At 66.1% G+C, this 20,174-nt stretch carries 11 protein-coding genes and 3 tRNA genes; 12 read left to right on the forward strand and 2 right to left on the reverse strand.

Annotated features, from left to right (window positions below; genetic code table 11):
* Positions 1-186: 186 nt before the first annotated feature.
* The 7 genes from tig (at position 187) to WDZ97_RS00035 (ending at position 8,266) form a co-directional block, all read left to right on the forward strand.
* The gene (gene tig, locus WDZ97_RS00005) at positions 187-1,488 is read left to right on the forward strand and encodes a trigger factor (RefSeq protein ID WP_425761415.1); all 1,302 of its coding nucleotides are present in this window, start codon (positions 187-189) and stop codon (positions 1,486-1,488) included.
* Between the two features lie 81 nt (positions 1,489-1,569).
* Positions 1,570-2,187, forward strand: coding sequence for an ATP-dependent Clp endopeptidase proteolytic subunit ClpP (gene clpP, locus WDZ97_RS00010; RefSeq protein ID WP_019917133.1), 618 nt, complete (start codon positions 1,570-1,572; stop codon positions 2,185-2,187).
* Between the two features lie 53 nt (positions 2,188-2,240).
* Complete coding sequence (gene clpX, locus WDZ97_RS00015; protein ID WP_019917134.1) at positions 2,241-3,506, forward strand: ATP-dependent Clp protease ATP-binding subunit ClpX; 1,266 nt, start codon at positions 2,241-2,243, stop codon at positions 3,504-3,506.
* Between the two features lie 105 nt (positions 3,507-3,611).
* Positions 3,612-6,023, forward strand: coding sequence for an endopeptidase La (lon, locus tag WDZ97_RS00020; RefSeq protein WP_304001856.1), 2,412 nt, complete (start codon positions 3,612-3,614; stop codon positions 6,021-6,023).
* Between the two features lie 80 nt (positions 6,024-6,103).
* A tRNA-Val gene (locus WDZ97_RS00025) sits at positions 6,104-6,179 on the forward strand.
* A 27-nt stretch (positions 6,180-6,206) separates the two neighbouring features.
* Positions 6,207-6,283 (forward strand) — tRNA-Asp (locus tag WDZ97_RS00030).
* Between the two features lie 78 nt (positions 6,284-6,361).
* Positions 6,362-8,266: a SurA N-terminal domain-containing protein gene (locus WDZ97_RS00035; protein WP_304001858.1), complete on the forward strand. Its 1,905-nt coding sequence runs from the start codon at positions 6,362-6,364 to the stop codon at positions 8,264-8,266.
* Positions 8,267-8,350: 84 nt separating this feature from the next.
* Here WDZ97_RS00035 and WDZ97_RS00040 read toward each other — a convergent pair whose 3' ends face one another.
* Together WDZ97_RS00040 and WDZ97_RS00045 are read right to left on the reverse strand one after the other, a co-directional pair.
* Positions 8,351-8,986 carry a TetR family transcriptional regulator gene (locus tag WDZ97_RS00040; RefSeq protein WP_020165580.1) on the reverse strand — a complete coding sequence of 212 codons (636 nt, stop codon included), beginning with the start codon at positions 8,984-8,986 and terminating at the stop codon, positions 8,351-8,353.
* Between the two features lie 218 nt (positions 8,987-9,204).
* A tRNA-Val gene (locus tag WDZ97_RS00045) sits at positions 9,205-9,279 on the reverse strand.
* Positions 9,280-9,383: 104 nt separating this feature from the next.
* Here WDZ97_RS00045 and gltX point away from each other — a divergent pair.
* From gltX to WDZ97_RS00070, 5 genes are all read left to right on the forward strand, one after another.
* Positions 9,384-10,781 carry a glutamate--tRNA ligase gene (gltX, locus tag WDZ97_RS00050; RefSeq protein WP_425761416.1) on the forward strand — a complete coding sequence of 466 codons (1,398 nt, stop codon included), beginning with the start codon at positions 9,384-9,386 and terminating at the stop codon, positions 10,779-10,781.
* Between the two features lie 190 nt (positions 10,782-10,971).
* The gene (locus WDZ97_RS00055) at positions 10,972-12,039 is read left to right on the forward strand and encodes a toll/interleukin-1 receptor domain-containing protein (protein ID WP_425761417.1); all 1,068 of its coding nucleotides are present in this window, start codon (positions 10,972-10,974) and stop codon (positions 12,037-12,039) included.
* 16 nt (positions 12,040-12,055) lie between these two features.
* Positions 12,056-17,470 (forward strand): DUF7379 domain-containing protein, encoded by a 5,415-nt coding sequence (locus WDZ97_RS00060; protein WP_425761418.1) that lies wholly within the window; start codon positions 12,056-12,058, stop codon positions 17,468-17,470.
* Positions 17,471-17,490: 20 nt separating this feature from the next.
* The gene (locus tag WDZ97_RS00065; protein WP_425761419.1) at positions 17,491-18,636 is read left to right on the forward strand and encodes a hypothetical protein; all 1,146 of its coding nucleotides are present in this window, start codon (positions 17,491-17,493) and stop codon (positions 18,634-18,636) included.
* A gap of 97 nt (positions 18,637-18,733) precedes the next feature.
* Positions 18,734-20,167: a mannose-1-phosphate guanylyltransferase/mannose-6-phosphate isomerase gene (locus tag WDZ97_RS00070; protein WP_425761420.1), complete on the forward strand. Its 1,434-nt coding sequence runs from the start codon at positions 18,734-18,736 to the stop codon at positions 20,165-20,167.
* Positions 20,168-20,174: the final 7 nt, after the last annotated feature.

Consider the following 20,174-nt stretch of genomic DNA (forward strand, 5'->3'; position numbering starts at 1 on the left):
CGGTGCGACGAACGCGGATGCCAGCTCGCAGGTGCAGCATCGAATGATCGCCAAACTTGGTCGATCGGATTACCAGGCGTAAGGCTCAGAGCGTTGCGTGCTGTGTTATCCTAGAAAGCTATCCGCGATCGCGGAATTTCATACAATCACGCCTAATTTTTCCCTACGATTCAAGGACATTCGCTAATGGCGCAGAACACCTCACCCGTGAACACACTCGAGCGGAAGATCAACATGTCGGTGGTTGCCGCGGATGTCGAAAAGAGCGTTGCGGTTCGCCTTGCGCGGATGGCGCGCACGGTCAAGATGCCCGGCTTCCGCCCGGGCAAGGTGCCGATGAAGATCGTCGAACAGCAATACTCGGCGCAAGCTCGCTCCGAGGCGTTCACCGAAGCCGTTCAGCAAGCTTTCGGCGCCGCAGTGCGCGAGCAGAACCTCCGCGTTGCCGGGTTCCCGAAGATCGAACCCGCAGAATCCACCGAACCTGGCAAGGTTTTCTTCAGTGCTACCTTCGAGGTGTACCCGGAGATCGTTGCGGCGGACCTCAGCGGCAAGACGCTCGAGCGCTCGGTATTGACCGTCGGAGATGCGGAGGTCGAAAAGACGCTCGAAGTTCTGCGTAAGCAGCGTGTCAGCTACGCTGCTGCGGATAAGGCTGCCGCCAAGGATGATCGGATTGTCATGGACTTCCGCGGAACGCGGGAAGGCGAAGCTTTCGACGGCGGCACCGCGGAAGACTTCCCTGTCGTTCTTGGTGCGGGCGCGCTGTTGCCCGAGTTCGAGACGAATGTCGAAGGCTTGAAGGCGGGCGATTCCAAGACGTTCTCGCTGACCTTCCCCGAGGACTATCAGGCAAAGGATCTGGCCGGTACGACGGTTCAGTTCGAGGTCAAGATCAAGTCGGTGGAGGCCCCGGTGCTCCCTGAGCTTTCCGCCGATTTCGCGAAGTCCCTCGGTGTTCCGTCCGGCGACGTCGAACAGCTCAAGGCGGACGTCAAGTCCAACCTGGAACGTGAAGTCAAGAAGCGCCTGCAGGCACGCGTCAAGAACGAGGTCATGAATCTGCTGCTCGAAACGCATGAGTTTGACGTGCCGAGCGCGCTGGTCGAGCAGGAGTCGCAGCGCATGGCGGAAGAAGCGCGTGCAAATCTTGCCTCGCGCGGCATGAACGTGAAGGACATTCCGGTCGAGCCGGCATGGTTTGCCGATCAGGCTGTGCGCCGTGTCCGTCTCGGCCTCGTTGTTGCCGAGATCGTCAAGAAGAACGAGCTGTATGCGAAGCCGGAACAAATCCGCGCCGTGGTGGAAGAGCAGGCTCAAAGTTATGAAGATCCCGCCGATGTCGTTCGCTGGTACTACAGCGATACGCAACGTCTGGCACAAGTCGAAGCGCTCGTTGTCGAAGACAACGTGGTCGACTGGGTACTGGGCGTCGCAACGGTGTCGGACAAGGCTGTCGAGTTTGACGACCTGATGGCAACGAACTGATCGGTACGACGTGTCGGGTCCGATGCTTGCTTGTATGAATACGAGAGGCCGCACCGGCGGCCTCGTCCGGGAGAGTATCGAATGATGTCGGAAACTGTCGGTCTGGGCATGGTGCCCATGGTCATCGAGCAAAGTGGTCGGGGCGAGCGCGCTTACGACATTTACTCGCGTCTGCTGCGTGAACGCGTGGTGTTCCTGGTCGGACCCGTGAATGACACAACGGCCAACCTGATCGTTGCGCAGTTGCTGTTCCTTGAATCCGAGAATCCGGACAAGGACATCTTCTTCTACATCAACTCGCCGGGCGGCTCGGTTACTGCGGGCTTGTCGATCTACGACACGATGCAGTTCATCAAGCCGGACGTGTCTACGCTGTGTATCGGTCAGGCCGCCAGTATGGGCGCGTTCCTGCTGTCGGCCGGTGCGAAGGGCAAGCGCTTCTGCCTGCCGAACTCGCGCGTGATGATTCATCAACCGATGGGCGGTTTTCAGGGGCAGGCGTCGGACATCGAAATCCACGCCCGGGAAATCCTGACGCTGCGCGCCAAGCTGAACAACATCATGGCGCACCACACCGGTCAGCCGATAGAAACAATCGAACGCGACACGGATCGCGACAATTTCCTTTCGGCGGAACAGGCGCGCGAGTACGGCATTATTGATAAGGTACTGACAACGCGGGCGGAGAGTGCCGCCTGAGTGCGGGTGTCCGCATGCAACGCAGGTGTACCTGTCAAGTTTGGAGTTGAGTCATGACCGACAAGAAATCGGGTTCCGAAAAGCTGCTCTACTGCTCGTTCTGCGGGAAGAGTCAGCATGAAGTGAAGAAGCTCATCGCCGGGCCGTCGGTCTTCATCTGCGACGAATGCATCGATCTGTGCAACGACATCATTCGAGACGAAATCAGCAGCGAGCAGGCGGGCAAGAGTGCGCGCGGTGATCTGCCGTCGCCGAAGGAGATCTGCGAGATTCTCGATCAGTACGTGATCGGGCAATCGCCGGCCAAGCGCATTCTCGCGGTTGCCGTCTACAACCATTACAAGCGCCTGCGCCACATGTCGCGCAAGGACGAGGTCGAACTGTCGAAGAGCAACATCCTGCTCGTCGGTCCGACCGGGTCGGGCAAGACGCTGCTCGCGCAGACGCTTGCGCGCCTGCTCAATGTGCCCTTCGTGATGGCGGACGCCACGACGCTGACCGAAGCGGGCTACGTCGGCGAAGACGTCGAGAACATCATCCAGAAGTTGCTGCAGAAGTGCGACTACGAAGTCGAGCGCGCGCAGCAGGGCATCGTCTACATCGACGAAATCGACAAGATTTCGCGCAAATCCGACAACCCGTCGATCACTCGCGACGTATCGGGCGAGGGCGTGCAGCAAGCGCTGCTCAAGCTGATCGAGGGCACGGTCGCCAGCGTGCCGCCGCAAGGCGGTCGCAAGCACCCGAACCAGGACTTCGTTCAGGTCGATACGACCAACATCCTGTTCATCTGCGGTGGCGCGTTCGACGGTCTGGAGAAGGTCATTCGCAATCGCACCGAGCAGGTTGGCATCGGCTTCGGTGCCGAGGTGAAGAGCCGCGATAACCGCAGCACCGGTGAGGCGCTGCGCAATGTCGAACCTGAGGATCTGATCAAGTTCGGCCTGATTCCCGAGTTCGTTGGCCGTCTTCCGGTCGTTGCGACGCTGCAGGAACTGGACGAGGAAGCGCTGATCCAGATCCTGATCGAGCCGAAGAACGCGCTGATCAAGCAGTACCAGAAGCTGTTCCAGATGGAAGGCGTCGAGCTCGAGGTGCGCCCGGGTGCGCTGCAGGCGATCGCCCGCAAGGCACTGAAGCGCAAGACCGGGGCACGTGGTCTGCGCAGCATCATCGAGTCGGCACTGCTGGACACGATGTACGAACTGCCGGGCATCGAGAATGTCGCAAAGGTGGTGATCGACGAGGGCGTGATCGACGGCGAGACCAAGCCGATCATGCTGTTCGCCGACCAACCCAAGGTGTCCGGTTCGAACTGATACCCGCGCGTCGGTTTGCGCGCTGCGCGGGTGCCGGAGCCGGGGCGGCTTGATTCGGGAAGTGCCGCCCCAATCTGTCTGACACTGTCGCGTTAAGGAATAGCAATGTCCAGCCTCCAAACCGTTCCCGAGCAACTCGAACTGCCGCTTCTGCCACTGCGGGACGTCGTCGTCTTCCCGCACATGGTGATCCCGCTGTTCGTCGGTCGCCCGAAATCCATCAAGGCGCTCGAGTCGGCCATGGAAGCCGGCAAGAGCATCCTGCTGGTGGCACAGAAGTCTGCCGCCAAGGATGAGCCGAATCCCGAAGATCTCTACCGTATTGGCTGCGTTGCCAACATCCTGCAGATGCTCAAGCTGCCGGACGGCACCGTGAAGGTGCTTGTCGAAGGCACGCAGCGTGCGACGGTCGAGGATATCGTCGATATCAAGACGCTGTTCATGGCCCAAGTCACCACGGTGCCTGCCGTCGAGCAGACCTCGCACGAAATCGAGGCGATGCGGCGCGCGCTGATCAGCCAATTTGATCAGTACGTCAAGTTGAACAAGAAGATTCCGCCGGAAATCCTGACCTCGCTGTCCAGCATCGAGGAAGCGGGCCGTCTGGCGGATACGGTGGCTGCGCACTTGCCGCTCAAGCTCGAGCAGAAGCAGGACATCCTTGAGCTGTTCGGTACGGCCGAGCGCATCGAGCGCCTGCTGTCGCAGCTGGAAACCGAACTCGACATCCTGCAGGTCGAGAAGCGCATCCGCGGCCGCGTGAAGCGGCAGATGGAGAAGAGCCAGCGCGAGTACTACCTGAACGAGCAGGTCAAGGCCATCCAGAAGGAACTGGGCGAGGGCGAGGACGGCGCCGATCTCGAGGAGATCGAGAAGAAGATCAAGGCCGCCGGCATGACCAAGGAAGCCATCGCCAAGGCGCAGTCCGAGCTGAAGAAGCTCAAGCTGATGTCGCCGATGTCGGCCGAGGCGACCGTTGTGCGCAATTTCATCGAGACGCTGGTCGGCCTGCCGTGGCGCAAGAAGTCGCGCATTTCGAAGGATCTGGCCGAAGCCGAGAAGATTCTCGACAAGGACCACTACGGTCTGGAGAAGGTGAAGGAACGCATCCTCGAGTACCTGGCGGTGCAGCAACGCGTCGACAAGCTGAAGGCGCCCATCCTGTGTCTGGTCGGCCCTCCGGGTGTCGGCAAGACCTCGCTCGGCCAGTCGATCGCCAAGGCGACCAACCGCAAGTTCGTGCGGATGGCGCTGGGCGGTGTGCGCGACGAAGCTGAAATCCGTGGCCACCGTCGCACCTACATCGGTTCGATGCCGGGCAAGATCCTGCAGAACATGACCAAGGTCGCGGTGAAGAACCCGCTCTTCCTGCTCGACGAGGTCGACAAGATGGGGCAGGACTTCCGCGGCGACCCGTCGTCGGCACTGCTCGAAGTGCTCGATCCGGAGCAGAACTCGACTTTCGTCGACCACTACGTCGAGGTCGAGTACGACCTGTCGGACGTGATGTTCGTCGCGACTGCCAACTCGCTGAACATTCCGGCGCCGCTTCTCGACCGGATGGAAGTGATCCGGCTGTCGGGCTACACCGAAGAAGAGAAGGTCAACATCTGCCAGCGCTATCTCGTGCCGAAGCAGATGAAGAACAACGGCCTGAAGAAGGAAGAGCTGTCGGTCACCGAAGACGCGCTGCGCGATATCGTGCGCTACTACACCCGCGAGGCCGGCGTGCGGGCGCTCGAACGTGAAGTGTCCAAGATCTGCCGCAAGGTGGTGAAGGGCCTGGTGATGCGCAAGCGTTCATCCAAGGTGATCGTCAACGCGAAGAACCTCGACAAGTTCCTCGGCGTGCGTCGCTACACCTTCGGCATCGCCGAGAAGGACAATCAGGTCGGACAGGTGACCGGTCTGGCCTGGACCGAAGTCGGCGGTGAACTGCTGACCATCGAAGTCGCGACCATGCCGGGCAAGGGCGCGGTGCAGCGTACCGGCTCGCTCGGCGACGTGATGAAGGAATCGGTCGAGGCTGCGCGCTCGGTGGTGCGCTCGCGCGCACGTCGCCTGGGCATCAAGGACGAGGTGTTCGAGAAGTCCGATCTGCACGTGCACTTCCCGGAAGGCGCGACGCCCAAGGACGGTCCGTCGGCGGGCATCGCGATCACCACCGCTCTGGTGTCTGCGCTGACCGGCATCCCGGTCCGTGCGGACGTCGCGATGACCGGCGAGATCACGCTGCGTGGCGAGGTGCTGGGCATTGGTGGCTTGAAGGAGAAGCTGCTCGCGGCGGTACGCGGCGGCATCCATACGGCGCTGATTCCGCAGGAGAACGTGAAGGACCTCGCGGACATGCCTGACACGCTTAAGAACTCGATCGAGATCGTGGCGGTGAAGTGGATCGACGACGTGCTCGAGCGCGCGCTCGAGCGCAAGCCCGATCCACTGCCCGAGGCCGATCCGGCAACCGTGGTCGCCAAGGTCGAGGAACCCGCAGCGGCCGGCTCGGTCGTTACGCACTGATCGCTGCCTGACAACAGCCCGCGAACCGCCTCTTGTGAGGTATTATCGCGGGCTGTTTTTTGCAGCGACCTTCAGGCAGCGGGTGCTTAGCTCAGTTGGTAGAGCGTCGCCCTTACAAGGCGAATGTCGGCGGTTCGAGCCCGTCAGCACCCACCAGTCCCTGCCTCGTTGCCCCGCAAAACTGGAGTGGTAGTTCAGTTGGTTAGAATACCGGCCTGTCACGCCGGGGGTCGCGGGTTCGAGTCCCGTCCACTCCGCCAAAACTGACAGCGGGCGAACGGTTGTTCGCCTTTTTCATTTCCTGCGCCCGAAAAGCCCGGGCTCCGCGAAAGGTTCCTATGTTCGATGCAGTCCGCAACAACAAGCGCGTGGTCCAGGCCGTCCTGTTGCTGATGGTGTTGCCCTTCGCCTTCTTCGGCGTCGAGTCCTACATGAACAACGATGCGGTGCGCGAGGACGCAGCGGTCGTTGGCAAGCTGAAGATCGCTCCGGAAGAGTTCGAACAGGCGCTGCGTGATCAGACCGATCGCCTGCGCGACATGGCGGGCGAACAGTTCGACCCGAAAATGATGGAAACGCCGCAGGCGCGTGCGCAGACGCTCGACGGCCTGGTGAGCCAGCGCATCCTGCTGCAGGAGGCGCAGCGTCAGCACATGACGGTTTCCGATGCGCGCATGAGCCAGATCATCGCCGGCGTTCCCGGTTTCCAGATCGACGGCAAGTTTTCCGAAGCACGCTTCGACCAGGTTGCCCAGACGCAGGGCTACAGCCGCGACGGCCTGCTCGCCCGCATCCGTCAGGATCTGGTGATCCGCCAGCTGTACACCGGGGTCGCCGGCAGTTCCTTCGTGCCGGCCTCGCTTGCCCGTCGCTGGGCACAGATGCAGCAGGAAGAGCGCGAGGTCAGCGAAGCCATCATCACCCCGTTCGAGTTCATCGAGCAGTTCAAGATCACGCCGGAGCAGGTGCGCAAGTACTACGACGACAATCAGAAGGAGTTCTCGGTCCCGGAGCAGGTCAAGGTCGAGTATCTCGTGCTCAGCGAAGCCGCGCTTGCGGCGGCACAGGAGGTCAGCGAGGAAGAGGTGCGCAAGACCTTCGAAGCCAACCAGTCGCGCTACATGCAGGGCGAGGAACGCAAGGCGCGCCATATCCTGCTGACCGTCGACGCGGGCGCCAGCGCCGAAGATCGCAAGGCGGTCAAGGCCAAGGCCGAGGCCCTGCAGAAGACGGTCAAGGCCGATCCGTCGAAATTCGCCGAACTGGCCAAGGCCAACTCCGAAGATCCGGGCTCGAAGGACAATGGCGGCGATCTGGGCTTCTTCGGCCGCGGCACCATGGTGAAGCCGTTCGAGGAGGCCGCTTTCGCGTTGAAGAAGGGCGAAGTCAGCGGTGTCGTCGAGACCGATTTCGGTTACCACATCATCCAGGTCGAGGACGTTCGCGGCGGTCAGGGCAAAACGCTCGAGCAGGCACGCGCGGAGATTACCGACGATCTGAAGAAGCAGGCGGCCCGTCGGCGCTTTGCCGAACTGGCGGAAACCTTCAGCAATACCGTCTATGAGCAGGCCGACAGTCTTGCACCGGCTGCCGAAAAGCTTGGTCTGCAGGTGAAGACCAGCCCGCTGATCCCCAAGGGGCTGCTGATGCCGGCGCCGTTCGACAACGAGAAGCTACGTGAGGCGATCTTTTCGGAAGATGCGGTCAAGAACCGTCGCAACACGCAGGCGATCGAGACCGCGTCGAACACCCTGGTGTCGGCGCGCGTGATCGAACAGCTGCCGCCGTCGATCAAACCCTTCGAAACAGTGCAGGCCGACATCGAGAAGAAGCTGGGCTTCGAAGCGGGCCGCAAGATGGCGCTGGAGCGGGGCGAAGCGTCGCTCGCCAAGCTGCGTGCCGGCGAGGAGGCGCCGCTGAATTGGTCGCCGCCGCAGGACATCTCGCGCGCCCAGGCGCAGGGTCCGGCCGCCACTATGGTGCGCGCCATCTTCAATGCACCGGCCAACAAGCTGCCAGCCTATCTGGGCTTCCCGATGGATAACGGTGGTTTTGCGATCTTCCGCATCACCGCCGTCAAGCAGCCGAAGGAAGCGCTCGATCCCGCGCGCGTCGAAGCGATCAAGGCGCAACTCGAACAGACCGTGTCGCAGGACGATTTCGCCGCCTATCTTGCCTCGCTGCGCAAGGAGTATCCGGTGACCGTCAATCGCAAACTGATCGACAACGCCAAGCAGCCCTGAGCGCGGGCAGCTTGAACAAGAAGGCCACCTCGAGGGTGGCCTTTTTTTCGTCCCTAAGGTTCCGGCCGATGTTCCGGCCTACGTTCAGGCGTAGGCGGCGGGGTCGGGCGCGTTGCGCAGACCGGTCAGGAAGGTGTCGACCAGCCAGGGCGCCCGGGCGCGCAGGTCGAAATCGCGGCGTTCTATCCAGCTGCGCATCAGCCCACCGATGAAGGCGTGCATGGCCTCGGCGGTCTCTTTCGGCGGCAGGTGCGCCGGCAACTGGCCCTGGCGCACGGCCGCCGCGAAGACCACTTCCAGCATGGACAGGCAGCGCGTGTGCGTTTCCAGCTCGCGCGAGCGCAGGCGATCGAAGTCGGGGCCGCCATCGAGCTTGCAGAACTTGATCTCGAACACCGACTGCACGCGCTCGCACTCGGCCAGCATGCGCAGCACGTGGATTGCGTCGTTGCGCAGATAGCCCAGCGGATCGTTGCCGGGGTCGGCCGCCAGATCGCTGAGCATGGCCTGCATCGGCGTGCTCACGCGTTCGCATACAGCTTCGAAAATGTCGGCCTTGTTCTCGAAATGCCAATACACGGCGCCGCGCGTATGACCGGCGCTCTTGGCGATGTCGTCCAGCGTGGTGCTGGCGACCCCCTTTTCGCGGAAGCAGCGCTCCGCCGCGTCGAGCAACTGAATGCGCGTCGCTTCGGCTTCTTCCTTGGTGCGTCTGACCATATGAGCTGTAAGGGATTTATACAAACAGACGTGAATGTATATTTTCTTCGCGCCCGCGTCAAAGTGGTGCAACAAGCTGCGAGGCGCGCAGCGTAACAGCGGCCATCGCAGCGTGCATGGCAAAAAGCTTGAAACGACGTACTGTCGGCGATGCCTGGCGCGGCATGGCGCCGGGACAAAAGAAAAGGGCCCAGACCGTGAGGTCTGAGCCCTGAATGTGGTGGGCAGTAGTGGGATCGAACCACTGACCCCCGCCGTGTGAAGGCGGTGCTCTACCGCTGAGCTAACTGCCCTGTATTCGTGACAGGGCGCGAATACTAGCCGGTGAACGTCGGCACGTCAAATGCTGTTGTGCGACGCGCTACAATCGCGCGCTCACTTTTACGTGTCTCCTGCCATGTCCCAGGTCGTTCGTACCCGTTTCGCCCCCAGCCCCACTGGTTATCTGCACATCGGCGGCGCCCGCACCGCGCTGTTCTCGTGGGCCTATGCACGCCGGCATGGCGGCCAGTTCATCCTGCGCATCGAAGATACCGACGTCGCGCGCTCGACCCCGGAGGCCGTGCAGGCGATTCTCGATGGCATGAAGTGGCTGGATCTGGGCCATGACGAGGGCCCGTTCTACCAGATGCAGCGCATGGATCGTTACAAGGCGGTGATCGCTCAGATGCTGGAGCAGGGCCACGCCTACCGCTGCTACACCACGCCCGAGGAACTCGATGCGCTGCGCGAACGTCAGCGCGCCAACAACGAGAAGCCGCGTTACGACGGACGCTGGCGCCCGGCGCCCGGCAAGACGCTGCCGGCACCGCCGGCCGGCGTGCAGCCGGTCATCCGCTTCTGCAATCCGCTGGAGGGCGTCGTCGCCTGGGACGATCAGGTGAAGGGCCGCATCGCCATCGCCAACGAGGAGCTGGATGACCTCATCATCGCCCGCGCCGACGGTACGCCCACCTACAATTTCTGCGTCTGCGTCGACGACTGGGACATGGGCATCACCCACGTCATCCGCGGCGACGATCACGTGAACAACACGCCGCGCCAGATCAACATCCTGCGCGCACTCGGTGCCACGGTGCCGCAATACGCGCATCTGTCGATGATCCTCGGCGACGACGGTCAGAAGCTGTCCAAGCGTCATGGCGCGGTCAGCGTGATGCAGTACGACGAAGACGGCTACCTGCCGGAGGCGGTGATCAACTATCTGGCGCGTCTTGGCTGGAGCCACGGCGACGACGAAATCTTCTCGCGCGAGCAGTTCGTGCAGTGGTTCGATCTCGACCACATCACGCCGTCGGCGGCCCAGTTCAACACTGAAAAGCTGCGCTGGCTCAACGCCCATTACATGAAGCAGGCGGACAACGCATGGCTGGCCGCCGACGTCGCAAGCCGGCTGGCACGCCGCGGTGTCGACCCGGAAACCGGGCCCTCGCTCGAGCCGCTGATCGCGCTGTACAAGGATCGCGTGTCCACGCTGGTCGAACTGGCCGATGCGCTCGAAGCCTTCTACATCGACCTGCACGTGGCGCCCGAACTGCTCGCCCAGCATCTGACCGACCCTGCACGCGAGGCGCTGCGCAAGCTGTCCGCCCGCCTCGAAGCGGCCGCCTGGGACAAGGCCGCGCTGTCCGCCGCGATCAAGGAAACCTGTACCGAGTGCGGCCTGAAGATGCCGCAGGTCGCGATTCCGCTGCGCGTGGCGCTGCTCGGCCAGCCGCAGACGCCGTCGATCGACGCGGTGCTCGAAGCCTTCGGCCGCGAGCGCGTGCTCGCCCGGCTGAGCCGCGTGCTCTGATCCGGTCACCGTGCGCGGATCATCTGCGCACGGGCATCCCCGATGAGTGGCGCCGGCAGGTCCTGAACGGCCCCGCGCATCGTCCATCGGTCGGGGTGGTTCTCGTCTTGCATCGGGCATAGACTGAAGACGGATCCGCCGCTTCGAGGCTGAAGCGCGGACAGTCTGATGTCACAGTCCGGTACGGGCCATGAACCGCATCTTCATCAGCTACCGCAGTGCCGATGGGGCCAAGGACGCCAGCCGGCTGGCCGACGACCTCGGTCGCGTTTTCGGTGCTGACCATGTGTTCCTCGACCGGCAGGATCTGCGCGGCGGCAGCAGCTGGCGGCAGGAGATCGAGCGCGCCATCGGCCACCGGCCCATCGTGCTGCTGCTGGTGACGCCCGGTTTCGCCGGCGCGCGTCACGCTGACGGGCGGCTGCGCATCGACGACCCCGATGATCCCGTGCGCATGGAAATCCAGTCGGCCATCGACGCCGGCGCAGTGCTGATGCCACTGCGCGTCGATGGAACGCCGATGCCGTCGGCCGCCAGCCTGCCCGAACCCCTGCGCGTCATCACCGAGCGCCACGCGCTGCCGCTGCGCACCGACGACTGGACCCGCCTCGATCTGCCGCGCATCGTCGCCGACATCGAGCGGCTGGGCGTGCCGCGCAGCGGCGTCACTGTGGCGGAGGGCGTGCGGCCGGTGCGCAGCAATGCACGTCGCTGGGCGCTTGCCGCCGTGGGCGTGCTGGCGATCACCGCGCTCGTCCGCCTTGCCGTCGAGGACGACGCCGAGCTGCCGCTGCCGCCCACCGCGGCCGGCGTCGACACCGCCACGCCGTCGCCGCCGGAGGACGCCACACAGCCGGTGGCTGCACTCGCCACCGACCGGCCATCGCTCGAAGGCCGCTGGCTGCTCACCACGCAGAACGGCGAGCGCATTCCACTGCACCTGCGTCACCGTGACGACCGGCTGTCACTGCGCTCCGAGCCGGTGCGCGTCGACAACGACCCGGAATGGCGCGACTACATCGCGTCGCTTGCCGCGATGGAGGGGCCGCCGCTCACCCATATCGTGTTTACCGCCGAGGGCGCCGTGTTCGGCGACCTCGCCGATCTTGCCGTGCGTGTCGTCAGCGCCGACGGCAGCTTTCTCGTCGACAGCGGCAATCTCACGCTGCGTATCGGCCCGGAGCGCCGCGTGCTGGCCGGCAAGGTCGAACTGAACAGTGGCGAACAGAATACGGTCGTGCTGTCGCGCCGACCCTGAACCGAGGAGACGGAATATGAGTGCAGCCCGATACCGCATACGCGGCACCGTCAGCGACGCGGCCACGCCGGACGCCGGCGCCGGTGTCGCGGTGCTGCACGGCCGCCGGCTGATTCCCGGCCGCGCCCGCGACGGCGTGACCGGCGAGCTGGAGGTGGCGGCCGACGAGGTCGTGCGTATCGAACTCGACAACGGCTTTGTGCTGTGGAGCCGCGCCGACGACCTGGTGCGCGAACACGGCCATCGCTCGGTATCGCGCGACGGCGACAGCGCCTGGGAATTCGACGCGCTCGACACCGCGGCGACCGCGCCGGCGTCGCGCGGTCTGCTCGGGTTGGGCATCCGCGTGCTCGACTTCTTCGGCATCGATCTGAAGAAGAAGTCGGCCGCGGCGCTTGGCAAGTGGTTCGAGGAAAAGCGGCTCAGCCGCGCGCCCGGCGTCTATCACTGCACGCTCGACGCCTTCGCGCTGACGCCGCTGGCCGCGCGCGCAGCCATCGCCGCCGACGCCGGTCCGCTGCTGGTTTTCCTGCATGGCACCGGTTCGAGTTGCGAAGGCAGCTTCGGCGGACTGTGGGACGCCGCCAATCGCGAGGGCGCCGCGCTGCGTCGCCGGCTGACTGCGCGTTACGGCGAGCGCGTGTTCGCGCTCGAACACCGTTCGCTGACCGAGAGCCCGATCAGCAATGCGCTGGCGCTTGCCAAGCGCCTGCCCAAGGGGACGGAGCTGCATCTGGTCAGTCATTCGCGCGGTGGCATGGTGGGCGAACTGATGTGCCTGGGCGAATGTCGCGGGCTGGACGCGGTCGTCGGCCGGCTCGATGAACTGTTCGCCGCCGACCGCACGCTGGCCGAGCAGATCGGCCTCGGCGCGCTCGACGATGCCGCTGAGGCGGCGCGCCACGCCGCCTATCAGGCCGATCGTGCGGATCTGGCGGCGCTGCTGGCGGAGCTGAAAGCCAAGCAGTTCCGCGTCAGCCGCTTCGTCCGCGTCGCCTGCCCGGCGCGCGGTACCACGCTGGCGTCGGGCCGCCTCGACCGCTGGCTGTCGGTGCTCGACTTCGTGTCCGGCAAGGCGCTGTTCGGCGACGCCGTCGACTTCCTGCTCGCCGTGGTGAAGGAACGCACGGATCCGCGCACGTTGCCCGGTGCCGAGGCGATGATGCCCGGCTCGGCGCTGACCCGGCTGCTCAATCACGCAGAACTCGAGACCGCTGCCGACCTCACGGTGATCGCCGGCGACGTCGAGGGCGAATCGCTGTGGCAGAAGATCAAGCTGCTTGCCACCGACTGGTTCTACGGTGCCGACCACGATCTGGTGGTGAATACCGGATCGATGAGCGGCGGGCTGCGCCGTCCGGTGAATGGCGCGCGCTTCGGTCGCGACGCGGGCGCTCAGGTCAATCATTTCCGCTACTTCGTCAACGAGAAGAGCGTGCGCTGGCTGGCCGCCGGCCTGCTGCGCGTCGAGGGTGACGATGCCGGTTTCCAGCCGATCGCCGAGGCGCCGCACGATCCGCCGCGCTGGCGCAGCGCGCTGGCGCGCAGCCAGAGTGCCGCCGAACCGCGGCCGCTGGCGGTGGTGTTGCCGGGCACCATGGGCAGCGAGCTGAGCGTCGACGGCGAGCGCGTCTGGTTGGACTATCTCGCGCTGTTCAAGGGTGGACTCAAGCGCCTGCACATGGCGGCGGCGCAGGTCGAGCCGGGCGGACTGGTCGATCAGTTCTACGGGCCGCTGCTCGAATTCCTTGCGCGCAGTCACCGCGTCGAATTCTTCGCCTACGACTGGCGCCAGTCGGTGCGCGCTGCCGCAGCGCGGCTGGCCGAGCGGCTGGAGGCGGTGGTCGCGCGCGCTGAAGCCGAGCAGCAACCGGTGCACATCGTCGCCCACTCGATGGGCGGACTGGTGGTGCGCGCGCTGATGAGCGACGGCGGTCGCGGTGCGGCCGTGTGGGCACGCATCACCCGGCTGCCGGGCAGCCGATTCCTGATGCTCGGTACACCGAACGCCGGCTCGCACGAGGCGGTGCGCTGGCTCACCGGCCACAATCCGACGCAGGCGCGTCTTGCGCTGCTCGACTTCACGCAGAGCACCACCGACATCATCGACCTGGTGCGCACCTACCCAGGCCTGCTCGAACTGCTGCCCTTTGCCGACAGCGATCCGGACTTCGCCGACGTGGCGCGCTGGGAGGCGCTGCGCAAGCAGCTCGGCGCGCGCTGGAAGCCGGCCGACGCGAAAACACTGAAGTCCGCGCGCGACACCTGGACGCAGCTGAAGGCGATCGCGGTCGATACGCGCGTTGTCCGCTACGTGGCCGGTTGCCAGCCGGCCACCGTCATCGACTACCGCGTCGACGATGTCGATGACCCCTGGCCGCTTGGCCGCAAGCGCATCGACTTCGTTGCGACCGCGCGTGGCGATGGCACGGTGAGCTGGGCCTCCGGCGCGCTGCCCGGCGTGCCGATGTGGTACGCCGAAGACACCGCGCACGACTTCCTGTGCGCGCAGACGCGCGCCTTCGACGGCTACCTCGACATCCTGACCACCGGCAGCACGACCCGGCTGCCGTCGGCGCCGCCGGCCAGCGCGCGCACGGGCGGCGCTGGCGAGGAGCTGTTCGTGCTGAAGCCGCTGCCGCCGGCCGACGGCATTCCGCAGGCGGCCGACATCGCCAGCTTCGGCTTCGGCGGCGGGACGCCGCCGCGTCGTGTCGAGCGCAGCACGCGCACGCCGATCACCGTGCGCGTGCGCCACTGCGAACTGAGCTATGCGCGCCACCCAGTGATGGTCGGACACTATGCCGGCGATACCATCGTCAGTGCCGAGGCGAGCATGGACCGGCGCATGCACGGTGCGCTGTCGCGCAGCCTGCAGCTGGGGCGCTATCCGGGGGCAGCAGGCACTCACGGCATCTTCATTCCGCGCGAAATGCACCAGCACCCGCAGGGCGCCATCGTGGTCGGCCTGGGCGAGGTGGGTGAGCTGAGCCCGGGGCTGCTGCAGGACGGCGTGCGCCGCGCGCTGCTCGATCTTGCACTGCAGGTGATCGAGTGGCCGGACGAGCGCTTCGGCGCGGCCGACGCGACGCGCAGCATCTGCGTGTCCACGCTGCTGGTCGGCACCGGTGCCGGCGGCATGCGCACGCGCGATTCGGTCGAGTCCATCCTGCGCGGCACCGGCGACGCCCAGCGCGCGCTGCGCGAGGGGGCGCTCGCCGGTCGCGTCGTCATCGGCGAGGTCGAATTCATTGAGCTGTACGAGGACATCGCCATCCAGGCCGCTGGCGCATTGCGCGAGGTGGTCGATGGCCCGCTGGCCGGCGACTTCGTATGGCCGGAACAGGTGCTCGGCCAGGGGCACGGTGGGCGTCGTCGCGTCTGCTTCGACGAGGACGCGAGCTGGTGGCACCGCCTGGAGATATCCCACGACGCGCGTCGCGACGAACTGCGCTTCATCGCGCTGACCGACCGCGCGCGTGCCGAAATCAGCCTGGTCGGCGGCCAGCTGCAGCAGGTCGATGCCTTCGTCAGCCAGGCCTGCCGCTCCTGCGCCGCCGATGCCGACACGTCGCGCACGCTGTTCGAAATGCTGCTGCCGCACCGGATGAAGCAGCTGGCCCCGGAGCGGCGCAGCGTGGTGCTGCTGGTCGACGAGGTGTCCGGCCGTTTCCCGTGGGAACTGCTGGAGGACCGTTGGCAGGCCGGTCAGCGTCCGCCGGCCGTGGCCTCCGGCATGCTGCGCCAGCTGCGCACGTCGCAGTATCGCGAGCGACCGCTGGGTGCGACACGCGCCAGCGCACTGGTGATCGGCGATCCGGCGCCGCTGGGCCGCGGGTTTTCCGCACTGCCGGATGCCGCCGCCGAGGCGCGTGCGGTGGCCGGCGTACTGTCGTCCGGCGGTTGCGCGGTCACCGAGCTGATCCACGCCGAAGGTCGCGCCATCATGGCGGCGCTGCACCAGGACGCATGGCGCATCCTGCATCTGGCCGGCCACGGCGTTCACGAGTACGTGGTGCCCACCACCACGCCGGCGGAGGGCGGCGGCGGCACCCGCAAGGTGTCCGGCATGGTGATCGGCGACGGCTGGTTCCTGACGCCCGGCGACGTCGAGCAGATGCGCTACGTGCCGGAACTGGTGTTCATCAACTGCTGCCATCTCGGCAATACCGGCGGCGCCGATGCCGCCGGTTCACCCGACCTCAATCGACTGGCCGCAAACCTGGCGGCGCAGTTCATCCGCATGGGCGTGCGCGCCGTCGTCGCCGCAGGCTGGGCGGTCGATGACGCCGCCGCGCGCTGTTTCGCCGAAACCCTGTACGGCAGCCTGCTTGATGGCCGTGGCTTCGGCGACGCGGTGCGCATCGCGCGCGAGGCGACCTGGACCCGTCACCCGAAGGTGAATACCTGGGGCGCCTACCAGTGTTACGGCGATCCGGATTACCGCCTCGACCCGACCGGCCCGGCGCGCCGCGACAGCGCGCCGCCGCCCTTCACTACACCGTCGGAACTGGTGGTGCAGATCGACAACCGCAGCAGCGCGCTGATGAGCGGCGGCGCCGCGGCGAACGGTGGCGATGCCGATCCGTCGGCCTGGCTCGACGGCTACACCGCGCGCGTGCCGGCGGCCGCCCGTGCCGCCTGGCTGGCGCGCGCCGATGTCGCCGCGGCGATCGGTCTCTGTTTCGGCGAGTCCGGCCATTACGCGCTGGCGGCGCAGTGGCTGGACCGCGCGCGCGAGGCTGACGACGGTGATTGCCCGCTGCGCGTGCTCGAGCAGTCGGCCAATTTCAGGGTTCGGGCGGCCGACGACGAGTGGGCGCTGATGCGCGAGAAGCGCGGTGACGTAACCGACCTGGTTGCTGGCATCCGGCGCGCCATCGCCGACCTCGAACTGCTGACGCCGTCGGCCAAGCGTTGCGCGCTGCTCGGCAGTGCGCACAAGCGGCTGGCCTGGATGCTGGATGGCGAGGCGCGGCTGGCGGCGCTGGCCGACATGGCGAAGCACTACGGGCGGGCGTTCGAGCTGGCCGCGCGCAACGAGGGGCAGACCGTGGACAGCTATGCCTTCGTCAATCTGTGGACGGCGCGACTGCTGCATGCGCGGCTGAGCGGTGCGGTACTGCCGGCGGATGACGCGCGCACCGTCCGCGACGGATGCGAGCGCGTGCAGCGCGATGCCGCCGCCCACCCCCATCCGGACTTCTGGAGTACGGCCGTGGTCGGCGACTGCGAACTGCTGTGCGCCTTGCTCGACGGGCGACTGGCTGCCGCCGAACAGGCGAGCATCGTCGGCGCCTATCGCGCCGCCTTCGCCCGCGGCGGCAGCGCACGAGAACGCGCGTCGGTGCTCGATCAGGTCGATTTCCTGATCGATCTGGGCGTGCTGCGCAGCGGCCTGAAAAAGGTGCGTGAGGCGCTCGGCGCCTGACGCGGGCTCAAGGAGGACACATGGCCAGCGGACTGAAGTACGCGGACGACTACCTGATCGGCGGCCCGGCGCGCGCACGCGTCACGCCCAACTTCCTGTTGACGGAATACGCGCGCGCCGACGGCACGGTGCGCGTGCATCGCGAACTGCTGGCGGCCGTGCAGCGGGTACGCGACGAACTCGGGACGGGCGTCAGCATTGCCGGCGTTGCGCCGCGCGGCGGTCTGGGCGCCGGGATCGAAGGGCGTTTCGTCTGGCTGAAGGCGGCCGACCCGGTGGCGCTGGCCGACGCTGCCCACCGTGTCGCGCGCGACGGCTGGCTGGCGCGGGTCGAGCCGCGCGGCGACCTGATCTATGCCGAGATGCACGATCCGTCGAAGTTGCCGGCGCTGGCCGCCGAGCGTGCGCTCGACCTGGCGATCGCGGTGACGGCGGCGTTCGAAACCCGGGGCGACCCCTATCTGCAGGTGACCGGCAACTTCGACGGCGCCGGTCTGTCCTTCGGGCCGCTGCAGGTCAATCTGGGCACCGGCACGCTGCAGGCGCTGTTCCGCCGTTTCGCCGCGCGCGACGAGGCCGCGCTGCGCGCCTGTTTCGGCGCGCTGTGGGACGAATGGCAGCGCATGCTGCGGTTGCCGTCGCGCGCCGCGCAGGTGCGCTGGGCCGACGCGCTGAGCCGCGGCCCGCGCAAGGCCGGTTTCGATCCGGCGTGGACGCAGGCGCTGCAGGCGGTCGGACGGCAGCCGGTGTTCCGCGCCGAATGGCTGCGCTACGCCTACGATACCTACGGTCGCAAGCTGGTCGTCGCGCTGGCCTGGCTGAAGGGCGTACGGCCGATACCGATACGCAATTTCCGCTGTCTGGCCGCGCTGTTCGACCTCTGCGTGCAGCAGGGCAGCCTGGACAAGGCGCACGCCGCCATCCGCCGGCGCATCGAGCGGGAGAACCCGCAGGACGAGTTCGCGCTGACCCGGATCGCGGTCGAGGAGCGGGGCCGGACCGCCAATGCGCAGTGGCGCGCCGACTGCATCAGTCGCCGGTTGTGCATTCTCGAGCGCGAGCCGGTCAGGGTGATCGAATCCGGCCAGAGCGCGCAGCGCGACAATCCGCAGCTCCATCTGCTGCGCAACGCGCCGGTGCATCAGATGGAGCGCTGGCTCGCCTGAACTGGGGCCGGCACACCGGCTGTAACGGATTTATCGCAGACGGCGTGCAGGCGTCGCTTAAACTCGGGCGCTTCCGACATCCTTTCAGGTTTCCGTCATGTCCCTGCAGCCCGTCATCCTGTGCGGCGGTTCCGGCACCCGCCTGTGGCCCCTTTCGCGCGAACGCTACCCGAAACAGCTGCTGCCGCTCGATGGTGACAACACGCTGCTGCAGGACACCGCGCTGCGCGCCGGCGCGCCCGGCATCGAACTGGCGGCGCCACTGGTGGTGTGCAACGAGGAATACCGCTTCCTGACGGCCGAACAGCTGCGTCAGATCGGCGTGCATCCGGCCGCGCTGCTGCTCGAACCGGTCGGCCGCAATACCGCGCCGGCGCTGGCACTGGCCGCGCTGGCCGCAGCCGGCCCCGACACCGTGCTGCTGGTGATGCCGTCTGACCACGTCATCCGTGACACGGCGGCGTTCCGCGATGCGGTGGCCATCGGTGCCGCCCAGGCGCAGCAGGGCGCGGTGGTCACCTTCGGCATCACGCCGGACCGCGCCGAAACCGGTTACGGCTACATCAAGGTGGGTGCCGCACTGGCCGGCAGCCCGGCGCGCACGCTGGACCGCTTCGTCGAGAAGCCGGACGCGCCGACCGCGCAGTCCTACCTGGAAAGCGGCAACTATCTGTGGAACGCCGGCATCTTCATGATGAAGGCCAGCGTCGCGCTGGATCTGCTCAAGCGTTTCCGCCCGGACATCGAGGCGGCCAGCCGCGCCGCCTACGAGGGCGGCGCGGCCGATCGCGACTTCTACCGGGTCGACAAGGCGGCGTTTGCCGCCTGCCCGTCGGACTCGATCGACTACGCCATCATGGAACCGCTGGCCGCCGGCGAACCGCGCGTGGCGCCGGCGGTGGTCGTCCCGCTGGACGCCGGCTGGTCCGACGTTGGCGCCTGGGATGCGCTGTGGCAGGTTGCCGACAAGGACGCCGACGGCAACGTGGCGCGTGGCGACGTGCTGCTGCAGGACACCTCCGGCAGTCTGGTGTTCGCCGAAACGCGCATGGTGAGCTGCCTCGGCCTGAAGGACGTGGTGGTGGTCGAAACCAGCGACGCGGTCATGGTGGCGGCCAAGGACCGCACCCAGGACGTCAAGCGCATTGTGACCGAACTGAAGGCGCGCAAGCGGCCGGAGGCGGAAAACCACCGCAAGGTGTATCGCCCGTGGGGCTATTACGATTCGATCGACGCCGGTCCGCGCTTCCAGGTGAAGCGCATCGTCGTTAATCCGGGTGCCTCGCTGTCGCTGCAGATGCACCACCACCGCGCCGAACACTGGATCGTGGTCAGCGGAACCGCGCGCGTGACCTGCGGCGACAACGTGCTGCTGCTGTCGGAGAACCAGTCCACCTACATTCCGCTGGGCACCACGCACCGGCTGGAGAACCCGGGCAAGCTGCCGCTGGAAATGATCGAGGTGCAGTCCGGCAGCTATCTGGGCGAGGACGACATCGTCCGCTTCGAGGACACCTACGGTCGCAAGTGAGGGCGCC

The sequence above is a fragment of the Methyloversatilis sp. MC4-4 genome (assembly GCF_049843555.1).
In the GTDB taxonomy this organism is placed as follows: Bacteria; Pseudomonadota; Gammaproteobacteria; order Burkholderiales; family Rhodocyclaceae; genus Methyloversatilis; species Methyloversatilis discipulorum_B.